The organism is Anaeromyxobacter sp. SG64 (genome assembly GCF_022690745.1).
GTDB classification, from domain to species: Bacteria; Myxococcota; Myxococcia; order Myxococcales; family Anaeromyxobacteraceae; genus Anaeromyxobacter; species Anaeromyxobacter soli.
The window spans coordinates 79,939-93,430 of the sequence record NZ_JALCZB010000010.1; the positions used below are offsets into that span (position 1 = coordinate 79,939).

The following is a 13,492-nucleotide window of genomic DNA, read 5'->3' on the forward strand; positions in this document are numbered from 1 at the left end:
TTGCACTTCTCTTGGTTCGCTAAGAGCAACATCGGTGCCATCCGGGGCCTTGCGCGTCCTTCTTGCCGGACAACCGAGGAAATCCAGGAGGATGGCGGTCGAACGTTCCACCGGCGAGGGGACCCCCGCAGTGACCCAGCGGGCCTCCGCGTTGCACACGTGAAAGGCGGCCGTTTCAGAGCTGAAAAACGCGTGTCCCGCACTCGCTCGGCGGCGCCTGGCCGCGCGTCGCCGGCTCGCCGTCGCCGCGGGCTAGGCCGGGGGAACGGCGCCGCGGGCATCGATGGCGAGCCGCTTCATCCTCCGCCACAGCGTCGTCGGCGAGACCCCGAGCTCGCGCGCCACGCGGCCGAGATCGCCCTCGCAGCGCGCGAGCGCCGCCTCGATGGTGCGCCGCTCCGCGTCCTCCACCGCCTCGGCGAGCGTGCGGCGGTCCTCGTCGCGCCCCGGACCGACGTCGCGCACGGCCTCGATGTGTACGTCGCCCGCGCGGATCTCCCGGCTGGGAGAGAGCGCCGCGGCCTGCTCGATCGCGTTCTCGAGCTCTCGCACGTTGCCGGGCCACTCGTGCTCGACGAGCCGGGCGAGCGCTTCGGGGATGAGGATCTTCCCCTCGGCGGTGCGGCGGTTGTAGCGCTGCACGAAGTGGGCGGCGAGGAGGGGGATGTCCTCGCGCCGCTCCCGCAGCGGGGGGATCCGGACCGGCACCACCGCCAGCCGGTAGTAGAGGTCCTCGCGGAACCGGCGCTCGGAGATGGCGCGGCGCAGATCCTGGTTCGTCGCCGCGATGATGCGCACGTCGACCTGGACCGGCGCGGACTCGCCCACCCGGCGGATCTCGCCCTCCTGCAGGGCGCGCAGGAGCTTCGCCTGGAAGCCCGGCGCGGTCTCGCCGACCTCGTCGATGAAGAGCGTCCCGCCGTTCGCCTCCTCGAACAGGCCGCGCCGGGCGCGGATCGCCCCGGTGAAGGCGCCCTTCGCATGGCCGAAGAGCTCCGACTCGAGGAGCGTCTCGGTGATGGCGGCGCAGTTCACCGGCACGAACGGCTTGTCGCCGCGGCGGCTCGCGACATGGATCGCGCGGGCGACGAGCTCCTTGCCGGTGCCCGACTCGCCGGTGACGAGGACCGTGGCGTCGGTGGGCGCCACGCGCACCACGCGGTCGAGCACCTCGCGCATGGCGGCGGAGCGGCCGATGACGTGCTCGAGGCCGTAGCGCTTGCGGAACTCCCCCGCGAAGAGGCTCACCTCGCCGAGCAGGCGGCGCTTCTCGAGCGCCTTCGAGACGCGCAGGAGGAGCTCGTCCTCCTTGAACGGCTTCGCGAGGAAGTCGTAGGCGCCCTCCCGGATCGCGTCGACCGCCGACTCGATCGTGCCGTAGGCGGTCATCACGATGACCTGGGTCTCGGGCGCGAGCCGCTGCGCCGCGCGCAGGACCTCCATCCCGTCGACGCTCGGCATCCGCAGGTCGGTGAGGACGACGTCGAAGGTCTCCTGCTGGAGGCGCTGCACCGCCGCCGCGCCGTCCTCCGCCTCCTCCACCACGTGTCCGGCCTGGCGCAGCACGATGGCGGTCGTGGCGCGCATGTTCTTCTGGTCGTCGACGACGAGGACCTTGCCCCGGGGGGGAACGCTCGCGGCCGCGCGGCGCGCGAGGTCCCCGCCGTCCTCGGAGCCGGCGACGCCGGGGGGGAGCTCAACCATGGGCGGCTTCCTTCTCGGTGGGGGACGGGCGCAAGGGCAGCCGGAGGCGGAACGCCGTGCCGGTGCCGCCCGGGCGGCTCTGCACGGTGAGCTCGCCGCCGTGGCCGTCGACGATCCGCTTCACCACCGCGAGCCCGAGCCCGGTCCCGCTCGCCTTGGTCGTGAAGAAGGGCTCGAAGATCCGGTGCCGGACCTCCTCGGGGATGCCGGGGCCGGTGTCCTCGAGGTCGAGGGCGGCGGCGCCGTCCTCGCGCCGCAGCCGGACGGTGAGCCGGCCGCCGCGGGGCATCGCCTGGAGCGCGTTCACGGCGATGTTGATGACCGCCTGGCGCACGAGGCGCGCGTCCATCGGGACGGCCGGCAGGTCGGGGTCCACCTCCCGGTGGACCTCCACGCCCTGCGGGTTCTGGGCGAGCGCGGTCTGGATCGCCTCGTCGACGACGCGCTCGAGCCGCTCGGGGCGGAGCTGCGGCTCGGAGGGGCGCGCGAAGTCGAGCAGGTCGCCGACGATCCGGTTCAGGCGGTCCGCCTCCTCGCCCACGATGTCGAGGAGCAGCTTCGCGTCGCCGGCGGGGCGGATGAGCCGGCGCAGCGAGCCGAGCGAGTTGAAGATCACGCCGAGGGGGTTGCGCACCTCGTGGGCGACGACCGCGGAGAGCTCGCCGAGCGCGGCGAGCCGCTCCTGCTGGATGAGCTGCCGCTGCGCCCGGGCGAGCTCCGCGTAGCTCTTGCGGAGGTCCTCGTAGAGGCGGGCGTTCTCCGCGGCGACGGCGAGCTGGTTCGAGATGGCGGCGGCGCGCTGGATCTCCGCGGACGTGAAGCGGCGCGGCGCGCGGGTCTCGATGATGACGGCCGCGCCGATGGTGCGCTCGCGGACGAGGAGCGGGAGCACGAGCAGGGCGCGGGCCCCGGTCAGCGCCCGGGCCTCGGGGGAGACGCGAGGATCCTGCTCCACGTCCTCGATCGCGACGGCCTCGCCCCGCTCGAGGACGGGGCTCTCGATGGGCGTCGAGCCCGGCGGGAGCCGGCGCCCGAGCAGGCCCCGCAGCGGCCCCGCCACGGCCCGGATCTCGGGGCTGCCCCCGTCGCCGGGCCCGAGCGCGAGGAACGCGGCGGTGCAGTCGACGATGCGCGCGAGGTTCTTCACGCCCTCGCCGAGCACCTGCTCGATGTCGAGGGTGGCGAGGGAGCGGCCGACGTCGTGGAGCAGCGCGAGCTCCTCGGCGCGGCGGCGGGTCTCGGAGTAGAGCCGCGCGTTGTCCACGGCGACGGCGAGCTGGCTCGCGATGGCCATGGCGCGGGAGAGCTCGCCGGGGGTGAAGGTGCGCTCCGCGTCCGCGCCCTCGACGAGCGCGACGCCGACCGGCTGGTCGCGGACGTGCAGCGGGACGGCGAGCACCGCCGCGCCCGTGTCGGCGCGCCCGGCGAGCGGCGCGTGCGCCTCGAGGGCGGCCCGCGCCATGGAGGGCTCCTCGAGCGAGAGGCGGTCCGCGCCGACCGGCGCGCCCCGGAACGCCGCGCGTCGCAGCGCCTGCCCGCGCACGTCGCCGAGGAGGATCGTGCACGCCGGGACCTCGAGGGTGCGCATGAGCTGCTCCGCGCCGGCGCCGAGCACCTCCTCGAGCTCGAGCGAGGACGAGACCACCCGGGCGACGTCGATGACCGCGGAGAGCTCGGCGAGGCGGTCGCGCGCGGCCTGGTACAGGCGGGCGTTCTCGATCGCCACCGCGAGCTGGTTCGCCACCGCGGTGACCCGCTGGACGTCCGCCTCCGTGAAGCGCCGGGGGCGGCGGGACTCCTCGATGACGAGCACGCCGAGCGGCTCGCCGCGCAGGAGCAGCGGCGCGAAGAGCATGGCGCGCGGCGAGAGCCGGTCCCGGAGCTCGGCGTTCACCTCGAGGTGGTTTCGGGCGTCGTCCACCACGATGGCCCGCCGCTCGCGGATCACGCGGAAGGAGACGCCCCCGTCGCGCAGCGCCTGGGGCAAGAGGGCGGGATCCTCCTCCTCGAGCCCCGTCCCCGCCGCGAGGTGCAGCTCGCTCGCGACCGGATCGTAGAGCACCACCGCACCGCGGCTCGCGTCGAGCAGGCGGCGGCCCGCCTCCACGCCGTCCCGCAGCACCTGGTCGAGATCGAGCGAGGCCGCCACGGTCCTGCCCATCTCGTTGAGGAGCGAGAGCTCCTCGACGCGCGCGCGCGCCTCGGCGTAGAGCTCGGCGTTCTCGAGCCCGACGGCGAGCTCGCCGGCGAGCGCGTTCGCGAGCGCGAGCTCCGGATCGCCGAAGCTGCGGCCGGCGTCGTCGGCGATGAAGAGCACCCCGCGGGTCGCTTCACGGGAGGTCAGCGGGACGGCGAGCATCGCGAGGGACGGCATGCCGGGCGCGGCGTGGATGCTCGTGCGCGGATCGCCCTTCACGTCGGCGCTCCACGCCGGCGCGCGGCGCCGGAACGCCTCCGCGGCGATCCCGTCCTCCTCGAGCGAGATCCGCATCTTCGCCGGATCCAGCGGCGCCCCGAACGCGGCCACGCCCCGCAGGGCGCGCCCTCCGTCGTCCACGAGCAGCACCGCCGCGCCGCGGGCGGAGAGGGCGCGGGCGACCTCGCGGCAGCCGTCCTCGAGCAGCGCCCGCACGTCCCCCGGCGCGTTCCCGAAGATCCGCAGCGCGAGCGCGTGGACGGCCTCGAGGTCGGAGAGGCGGCGCCGCACGTCCGCGAAGAGGCGCGCGTTCTCGACGGCGACGCCCAGCTGCACGCCGATGGCGGAGAGGAGGCCGACGTCGCCCGGCTCGAGCTCGCGCCCGTTGACGGGTCGGGTCACGAGGAGCGCCCCGAGCGCGTGGGCCTTCGCGAGCAGCGGCACGGCCACGAGCGGCCCGTCGCCGCGCGCGGCGCGGAACGCCTCCCAGGCGTCGCCGCCGCTGGCCGGGTCGCGCCCGTCCACGGGGCCGAGGCGCGCCACCGCGAGGCCGGGGGCGCCCTCGCCGACCTGGAGCTGGGCGACCGCGCGCGCCGCCTCGGGCGCGAGGCCCACGCCGGAGACGAGCAGGAGCCGGTCGCCGTCGCGCAGGAACGCGGCCCCGCCCGCGTCGAGCGTGCCGCACACGCGGCGGAGCGCGGCGTCGAGCAGCAGCACCGGGTCGAGCTGCGCCGAGGCGAGCGCGAGGTCGTTGAGGAGGGTGAGCTCGCCGACGCGCCGGCGCAGGTCACCGAGCAGGCCGTGGGACTCGATCGCGCCGGCGAAGTGGGCGGCCGCCGCGGCGAGCACGTCGAGCCGCGAGTGCGCCCGCTCCGGGCCGGAGCGGTACCCGGCGGTCATGACGCCGACCACGCGCGAGCGCGCCACGAGCGGAACCCAGGCGCTGGCCGCGAAGCCGAGGCGCGCCACCAGCGCGCCGCCCGGATCGTCGGCGCGGGCCTCCACCACCCGCGCGGTGCGGTCGCGCACGACGTCCCCGAGCGGCGAGGTGAGCGGGAGGCGGGCGGTGTCCGCCGGCGCGTTCTCGACCCCGTCGTGGAAGCGGCAGGCGAGCTCGCCCTCGCGGTCCTCGAGCACGTAGACGCCGAGCGCGTCGCAGCCCGTGGCGGCCCGCACCAGCTCGGCGGAGCGCGCGAAGAAGCTCGGCAGATCCGCCGCGTCGCCGGCGATGGCGCCCAGCCGGTTCAGCGCCGCGAGCTCGGCGTTGCGGCGCGAGAGGTCGGCGATGATGCGCGCCGCGTCGAGCGCGGCGGCCACCTGCGCCCCGAAGAGCCGCACCGCCGCGACGTCGCCGCGGTCGAGCCAGTCGCCGACGATGACGAGGTAGTTCCGGATGGCGGTCCGCTCGTCGAGGCGGACCGCGATGGCGCGGGTGAGGCGGAGCGCGACCGCGCTCGCGTGGGCGACCTCGGCCCGCGGGTCACCCACGAACGCCGCGACCTCCGACCCCCAGTCGTCGGAGAACGCCACCCCGTCCGCCCACACGGCGCGGGAGAACGATCCCCACGCGCCAACGCGGCCGACGAGGGGCCCCGCCTTCTCCACGAACTCGGCCTCGATCGCGGGCGCCGGCGCGGCCCACTCCAGGCGGACGCCGTCCGACTCGGGGCGCATGAGGAGCGAGGTGAGCCCGATGGCGCGCAGCCCGTCGCGGACGCGCTCGAACACCCCCGCCTCGTTCCGCTCGCGCTGGATGGCCGCGCCGAGCGCCGCGAGCGCCTCGAGGCGGGGGCGGCGGTCGGCGCGCGCGGAGACGTCCCGGACGCGCACCAGCACGTCCCGGCCGTCGACGTCCATCCTGAGCTCCACCGCCCGGCGCCCGCCGCCGGGCAGCGCGAGGGCGACCTCGTACTCGGCCGGCGTCGGCTCGCCGCGGAGCAGCCGCGCGTACCGGTCCGCCGTGCGCGACCGGTCCTCCGGGGCGAGGAGCTCGAACGCCTTCGCGCCGACGAGCGCGGCGCTCGTGCTCTCCACGAGCGCCGCCACGAGCGGGCTCGCGTACAGGATCCGCCCCCCGCGGATGACGACCGTGCCGACGGCCTCGAGCGGCGCCTCGCTCATGCGCGCCCCTCCCCGCGCAGCACGCGCTTCTCGCCGACGCGCAGGGTGACCTTCTCGCGATCGAAGTACTCGGCGAGCGGGATGACGTGCTTGCGGGTGGCGCCGACGAGGTCCTTGAACTCCTGGGTCGAGATCTCGCGCCGCTCGCGCAGGAAGGCGACGAGCCGCTCCCGGAGCGCCCCGACCGCGCCCGCGTCGAACCAGAGCTCCGCGCTCGCGCGGACGACGCGCCCCTCGGCGAGGAGGAGCTTCAGCACCGCCTGCACGTCGGCCGGCGCGCCTCCCACGAGCAGCGGCAGCTCCGCGAGCCAGGCCGGCGTGAGCCCACCCTGGGCGAGCGCCTGCGCGACCTTCTCCTTCAGCGCCCCCGCGTCGGCGCCGGAGGCGGCGGCGTGGCCCTTCCGGCGCACCTGGTCGCCCTGGACGACGAGCTCGCCCCTCTCCGCGAGCTGGGCGAGGAGCCGCTGGAACAGGCGGGGATCGGTGATGGGGGGCAGGCTCCCCCGCAGCTCCTCGCGGCCGATGCCCGCCGCGAGCGGGTGCGCGGCGTGGAACGCGTCGACCGCGGCGAGGAGGCGCCGCGCGAGCTCCTGGGCGACCGGGCCCCCCACGTAGGCGCGGCGCTCGCGATCGAACAGCACGGCGCCGCCCTTCGCGCCGAGGCGGTCGAGCGCGCCCTGCGCCGCCCTGGGCGCGAGCGCGGTCCGCCCCACGAGGCCGGGCAGGTCGAGCCCCGCCGGCCCGGCCAGCTCGAGCACGGCCGCGACGCGCGCGTCGGGGTCGCCGCGGGCGAGCACCTCGAGCTGCCGCGTCGCCTCGGGACGCCCGCGGCGGCGCCGCGGGGCGGCCACGGCGAGGACGCGCCCGCCGCCGACGGTCTTGCCGCGCCCCTCGAGCACCGCGAAGCCGCGCAGGATGAAGCGCTGGCCCGGGAGCGCCGCGACCGGCGCCCCGAGGCGGAGCTGCGCGAAGGCGGTCTCGCCGGGGCGGAGCTCGGCGCGATCGAGGAGCGCGACGGCGGCCGGCACCTGCGCGGTGCCCACGTGGAGGAGGAGCTTCGCGCGGTGCTTGAGCGGGCGCGGCGCGGCGGCGAGGAGCGTCACCTCGGCGTCGAGGATCGAGGACGGCGGCACGACGCCGGCGTGCACGAGCGCCTGGCCCCGCGCGACCGCGGTGGGCTCGATGCCGGGGAGGTTCACCGCCGTGCGCTGGCCGGCGAGCGCGCGCGGGGCGGCCTTGCCGTGCACCTGCACGCTCCGGACGCGGAGGGGCGGCGCCCCCGGCGGCGACGGCAGGAGCGCCGCCTCGTCACCCTCGGCGATCTGCCCCGAGAGCAGCGTCCCGGTGACCACCGTCCCGAACCCCTTCATGGAGAAGGCGCGGTCGATGGGCAGGAACACCGGCCCGTCCGCCGGCCGCTCCGTCACCTCGCCCGCGAGCCGGGCGATCTCGGCGCGGAGCTCGTCCAGCCCCTCGCCCGTGGCGGAGGACACCGGCAGCACCGCGGCGCCCTCCAGGAACGTCCCCTTCGTCGCCTCGCGGATGTCCTGCTCGAGGAGCGGCAACCAGTCGGCGCCCAGCCCGGGCAGGAGATCCGACTTCGTCACCGCCACGAGCCCGCGCGGCACGCCCAGGAGGCGGCAGATGTCGAGGTGCTCGCGGGTCTGGGGCATGACGCCCTCGTCCGCGGCGACGACCAGCACGACGAGGTCGATCCCGCCCGCGCCGGCCGCCATCGCCCGGACGAACCGCTCGTGGCCGGGGACGTCCACGACGCCGGCCACGGTGCCGTCGGGCAGCGCGAGGTGCGCGAACCCGAGCTCGATGGTGATGCCGCGCCGCTTCTCCTCGCGCAGCCGGTCCGGATCGATCCCGGTGAGTGCGCGCACGAGCGAGCTCTTGCCGTGATCGATGTGTCCGGCGGTGCCGACGACGACGCGCTTCATGTGCTCCCCCGGGACGGCCCGCAGGCCCCCCCGAACCTCCGCCTCATGGCGCCCGGCGCAGGCAGGCAGCGTGCGTCGCGGCAGGCTCCGTGCGCGCGGGGGGCGCCGTCAAACCCCGACCTCGCCCGGATCGACGCCGCCCGCCTCGCCGCCGTCGAGCTGGTAGTCCCAGCCGAACAGGACGAGCTCGTCCGTCTCGAGGAAGGAGAAGTCGGGCCGCGCCCCGTCGGGCCGGACGACGAGCACGGCGGTGCGCACCTCGCGCGCGCCCGCCTTGCGGGTCACCGCGCGCGCCTTCGCGAGCGTGGCGCCGCTCGCCGCGACGTCGTCCACGACGAGGACCTTCTTGCGCGAGAGATCGGGCAGCTCGACCACGGGCTCCGGCAGCGGCGCGGCGTCGCGCCGGCGCTTCTCGATGCGCACCGGGTAGAAGTCCACGCCCAGCGCGGCGGCGAGCGCTCCGCCCACGAACACGCCGCCCTTGGCGACGCCGACGACCACGTCCGGCTCGTACCGCGCGGCGATCCGCTGCGCGAGGCTCCGCGCGACCTCGCCGAAGGCGGCCCAGCCGATCTCGCGCACCGCCTTCTTGGGCGCGCGCTTCATGCGCGCCGGCGCGGCGAGGCGGTCCATGGCGAAGCCGTCGGCGACCCCCATGCCGAGCGGGTGGTCGACGATCGGGGCGCTGCGCTTCGCCTTGCGCGCCACCGCGCCGCGGCGGGGCTTTCCGGCGGCGCGGGCGGGCTTCGCGGAGCGGCGCTTCGCGGGGGCGGCGGTCTTCCTCTTCTTCGAGGTCGGGATGGCGGTCCTCCGGGAGAGGGGGCCGTTCGTCCGGCCCGGCAGGGGAGCAGAATCTACCACAGCCGTGCTCACCCGCTCGCCTCGCGCTCCCCCAGCCGGCGCGCGATGTCACGGAGCGCCGCCTCGTCCACGACGTACCGCGAGCGGCAGAACTCGCAGGTGATCACGGCCTGCTTCTCGGTGGCGAGCACCTCGAGGACGCCCTCGCGACCGAGCGCGGAGACCGCCGAGCGCGCCCGGGCGTCGCTGCAGCCGCACCGGTACGCCACCTCGCCGTCGGCGAGCAGCTCGAAACCCTGGCCGCCCACCTCCCTGAGGATGTCCTGGGCTGGGGCGCCGCGGGAGAGGGCCGCCGGGAGCGCGCCTCCGAGGAGTCGGGCGCGCGCCGCCTCGATCGCCGCGTCGTCGCCGTCCGGCAGGCGCTGCAGGAGCACCCCGGCGACCTCGCCGAGCGGCTCGCCCTCGCGCGGTACGACGGCGACGTCGAGGGCGGTCTCAACCTGCTCGCTCGCCGCGAACCAGCGGCGCAGGTCCTCCGGCAGGTCGAAGGTGACCAGCTCGACGGCGCTGCGGTAGTGCTGGCCGTCGCCGAGCTGCCGCAGGACCGAGAGGAAGCCCGAGCCCCCGAGCGCCGCGCGCGCGCCGCGCGCCGGATCGCCCGGGAAGTTCACGGCGGGTCGCCGGACGTAGCCGCGCACGTTCCCGTCGTGATCGGCGTCCACGAACAGGCCCGAGAGCGGACCGTCGCACTCGAGCTGCAGGTTCACGCGCCCCTTCTCCTTCTGCAGCGCGCCGAGCAGGGCCCCGCCGGTGAGCGCCTGCGCGAACAGGTGGGCGCTCGTCGGGTAGAGGCCGTGGAGCATGCGGGCCATCCGGGCGGTGTCGCCCACGCGGACGAACACCGCGCGTAGGCCGTGCTCGGGGAAGAGGCCGCGGCAGAGACGATCGGACATCCGGGTCATTCTGTCCGGATGCGTGGCGCGGCGCCACCCGCGCGCACCGCGAGGAAGCCCGCCGGCGCGCGCCCGTCGCGGCCCGTCAGCGCGGCAGGGTCGCGACGAGCGCGAGGCCGAGCTGGACGGCAGGCGGCTTCTCGCCCGCCGCCTCGCCGATGAGCTCGACGCCCGCCTTTCCGGCGGAGGGCAGCCGCTGGCCCTCGTGCAGGCAGCCCACGTCGCCGCGGTAGACCGGCGGTCCGCGCCCGCGCGAGAGATCGAACGAGCAGCTCCCGTACCGTCCCTTGAGCTTCTTCGGGTCGATGGAGATCCGCACGCGCTGCCCGTAGAACAGCCCCTCGACGTCCGTCTTGCCGCTCTTCTGCTTGAAGGTGAGGTTCACCTGGGGACCGGAGAGCCGCGACTCGCCGCCCACGAGGTTCACGTCCTGTCCGGCGATGTCGCCCGCCCAGCTGCCGTCCTCCCGGCGCGTCAGGTTCACGTCCGGTCCGACGATGCGGGTGTCGTCGAACGAGGCCCCGCTGCCCATGCCGCCGGTCGAGTAGAAGCGGACCTCGCCCTGGGGCTGGAAGGCGGGCTCCTGCGCGAGGGCACGCGACGCGAAGAGCGCGCCGGCGAGCAGCAGGGTCGACGAGAGGGTGCGCATGCCGTGACCCATAGCAGAGCGCGATCCGCCTACGCCACGACGCTGCGGATGGTATCCCTGAGGGACGCCGAGGGGCTCCAGCCGACCTCCCGCACGAAGCGGGAGCCGTCCACGACGCAGAGGTACTGGATGTGATCCACCTCCTCCGGCGGGAAGCTCGTGAGCCGCGCCTCGAACGCGCGCCGGAGCAGCGACCGGACCACGAGGTGCGGCACCGGGATGGGGTGACGGCCGAGCTGGTGCAGGATCGCGGAGAGCGGGAGCTGTCCGGGCCCGGTCACGTTGAAGACGCCGCGCAGGCCGGGCCGGAGCGCGAGCGCGAGCGCGCGGCACACGTCCTGCTCGTGGATGATCTGCACCATCGGATCGAAGCCGAGGACCGTGACGGGCCGCGCGAGGCGGAGGTAGTTCGACGGCGCGTTGCGCACCGTCGGCCCGACGATGTTCACCGGGCGCAGGAGGACGGTCTCGAGCTCGGGGTGCTTCCACATGAACGACTGCGCGTACATGTCGAGCTCGACGAGATCGCGCATCTCGCTGAAGCGCTCCCCCGCCATGAGCGGCGTCTCCTCGGGGAGGAAGTTCGAGTTGTCGGGGCGCGGCCCGTAGACGTTCGCCGAGGAGAGCACCACGGCCTTCTTCACGCCGTGGCGGGCGCAAAGATCCAGGATCTTGTGCGTGCCGAGGACGTTGAACGAGTGGGTCTCGCTCCGCAGCTCGCGGGGGTCGTGCATGATCCCGAGGTGGATGAGCGCCTCGGGCCGGTGGCGCCGGAACACCTCCTCGACCCGCGCCTTGCGGATGTCGAGCTGGTGGTGGGCGAGGTCCTTGGGCTTCCCCGCGAACGGGCGCCGGTCGAGGCCCACGACGCGCGTCTCGGTGTGCAGGAGCTTCGCCAGCGCGCGGCCGAGGTTTCCGGAGATCCCGGTCACGAGGACCGTGCGCGGCATGCCGGGGAAGGTGATGGGCTCGGTGCGGGGCGCCACGGGGGCTCCTACCAGAACACGTGCTTGCGCTCGGCGAGGCCGCGCTCGAGCAGCGCGGCCACCGCCGCCTGCACCTCCGCCACCTTGCGCTCGAGCTCGGCGTCGTCCTCGTCCGGCGAGCCCGTGAAGCGGAGCGGCTCGCCGAAGTGGAGGTGGTAGCGCGCGGGGAGGGGGAAGGGGAGGAGGGTGGGGGTGATGGGAAAGGCGGGGAAGGAGAGGAGGCGCGCGAGCGGCTTCAGGTCGAGCAGCGCCGGCGCCTGCTCCTCCGCGCCGACCACGCCGACCGGCACGATGGGGGCGCCCGACTCGAGCGCGAGCCGCATGAACCCCGGGCCGAAGCGGCGGAGCTGGTAGCGCTCCCTGAACGGCTTGTTGAGGCCGCGCACCCCCTCGGGGAAGACGAGGATCGCCTCGTCCGCGGCGAGGAGCCTCCGGCAGTTCTCGGGCGTGCCGACGATCTGCCCGCAGCGCGCCATGAAGGTCGAGACGAACGGGAGGGTCGGCACCCACCGCTCGACGAGCGCGCGCACGACGCGCGGCGGGTCCTTCTCGACGAGGAGCGCGACCTCGATCATCGCCGCGTCGAACGGGAGCTGGCCCGAGTGGTTCGACACGAGGAGGACGCGCCCCTCCGCCGGGACGTTGTCGACGCCGTGGAGCTCCACCCGGAAGTACTTGCGGTAGAGCCAGGTGAGCGGGGCGACCGCTGCGACGGCGAAGTCGAGGTCGAAGCCGTAGGGATCGACCCCGAACTCGTTGGCGGGCGCGGTGATCTTGTCGAGCCGGGCGCGGGTGCCGGGGCCGCCGAGCTCGTACGTCCACGCCTTGAGCCGCGCGCGCACGGCGTCCGACAGCTCCGACATTCCCTCCGTTTATCACGGGCCTGCTTCCTTGAAGGGGCCGCGGACCGGGTGCTACCTTCCGTGACCCCGAGGGCTCTCTCGCCTGCCCGCCGGAGACGTCCTGCACCGGAGGAACGCGACATGAGGGTCGGCTGCCCCCACTGCCACGCCGCCTACAACATCGACGACCGGCGTATCCCCGCGTCCGGCCTGAACGTCCGGTGCCCGAAGTGCCGCGAGACGTTCCCGGTCCGCCCCGCCGACGCGGACGGCGCGGGCCGGCGGGCGGGGGACGAGCCGGTGCCGCTCCCCGGGAAGACCGAGGGCGCCGTCCCGCTCGCGCCGCCCGCCTCCGCGGGCGTCCCGCTCCCGCCCCCCCCGAGCGCCGGGGTCCCGCTCCCGGCACCGCGCTCCGTGGCGGCAGGGGTGCCGCTCCCGCCCCCGGCGCTGCCTGCACCGGACAGCGTCCCGCTCCCGCCGCCGATCCCCGCCGCGCCGCGGCAAAACGATCCACTCGCGCCGCCTTCGACGCCCGGCGCCGATCCGTTCGGAGCCGACGTCCCCGACGCCACCGCGGACGCGGTGGAGGCGACGCCCGACGGCGGCGCGCTCGGGTTCGGCGAGGTCGAGCTCGGCGCCGGGCGGCCCGCCGCCCCGCCGCCTCCCTCGCTCGACGACACCGATCCGTTCGCCCCCGCGCCGGGGGCCTCGCCCTTCGGCGCGGCCTCGCCCGCCGCGGCCGATCCGTTCGGCGCGCCGGCGCCTGCCGCGCCGGAGGCGCCCCCGGCCCATCCGCCCGCCGCGGGCGGCGAGAACCTCGAGATGCTCTTCGGGGAGGGCGCCGCCGCGCCGGCTCCGGGCGGCGCCCGCTACCGCGTGCGCATCCGCTCCGGCAAGGTCGTGGGCCCGTTCGACGAGCGGCGCGTCCTCGAGCTCCTCTCGCGCGGCGATCTCACCGGCAAGGAGGAGGCATGCAAGGACGGAGAGGACGCGTGGGCTCCGCTCGGCGACGTGGAGGCGTTCTCGAAGGCGGTCGCCGGGGGCGCGCGGCGCCGCGGGTCGCCGAGGCTCGGG

The 13,492-nt window shown here is 75.8% G+C and carries 9 protein-coding genes; 1 reads left to right on the forward strand and 8 read right to left on the reverse strand.

Features of this window, described 5'->3' with window-relative positions:
- Positions 1-252: 252 nt before the first annotated feature.
- From MNZ29_RS05210 to MNZ29_RS05245, 8 genes are all read right to left on the reverse strand, one after another.
- Entirely contained in the window at positions 253-1,704 is a 1,452-nt protein-coding gene (locus tag MNZ29_RS05210) for a sigma-54 dependent transcriptional regulator (RefSeq protein WP_242353456.1), read from the reverse strand.
- Positions 1,697-6,241 (reverse strand): GAF domain-containing protein, encoded by a 4,545-nt coding sequence (locus tag MNZ29_RS05215; protein WP_242337664.1) that lies wholly within the window; start codon positions 6,239-6,241, stop codon positions 1,697-1,699. Before MNZ29_RS05215 ends, MNZ29_RS05210 begins: the two co-directional genes overlap by 8 nt.
- Complete coding sequence (gene selB, locus MNZ29_RS05220; RefSeq protein WP_242337666.1) at positions 6,238-8,187, reverse strand: selenocysteine-specific translation elongation factor; 1,950 nt, start codon at positions 8,185-8,187, stop codon at positions 6,238-6,240. Before selB ends, MNZ29_RS05215 begins: the two co-directional genes overlap by 4 nt.
- A 108-nt stretch (positions 8,188-8,295) precedes the next feature.
- Positions 8,296-9,060: a phosphoribosyltransferase gene (locus MNZ29_RS05225; RefSeq protein ID WP_242337668.1), complete on the reverse strand. Its 765-nt coding sequence runs from the start codon at positions 9,058-9,060 to the stop codon at positions 8,296-8,298.
- Positions 9,057-9,941: an Hsp33 family molecular chaperone HslO gene (locus MNZ29_RS05230; RefSeq protein ID WP_242337670.1), complete on the reverse strand. Its 885-nt coding sequence runs from the start codon at positions 9,939-9,941 to the stop codon at positions 9,057-9,059. The genes MNZ29_RS05225 and MNZ29_RS05230 overlap by 4 nt, the downstream gene beginning before the upstream one ends.
- 85 nt (positions 9,942-10,026) lie before the next feature.
- The gene (locus tag MNZ29_RS05235; protein WP_242337672.1) at positions 10,027-10,590 is read right to left on the reverse strand and encodes a hypothetical protein; all 564 of its coding nucleotides are present in this window, start codon (positions 10,588-10,590) and stop codon (positions 10,027-10,029) included.
- A gap of 29 nt (positions 10,591-10,619) precedes the next feature.
- Positions 10,620-11,540, reverse strand: coding sequence for an SDR family oxidoreductase (locus MNZ29_RS05240; RefSeq protein ID WP_242353470.1), 921 nt, complete (start codon positions 11,538-11,540; stop codon positions 10,620-10,622).
- Positions 11,541-11,584: 44 nt separating this feature from the next.
- Positions 11,585-12,439, reverse strand: coding sequence for a lysophospholipid acyltransferase family protein (locus MNZ29_RS05245; protein WP_242337673.1), 855 nt, complete (start codon positions 12,437-12,439; stop codon positions 11,585-11,587).
- Positions 12,440-12,559: 120 nt separating this feature from the next.
- Here MNZ29_RS05245 and MNZ29_RS05250 point away from each other — a divergent pair.
- Positions 12,560-13,492, forward strand: a 933-nt coding sequence (locus tag MNZ29_RS05250; protein ID WP_242353458.1) for a zinc-ribbon domain-containing protein, incomplete at its 3' end; no start/stop codon positions are given.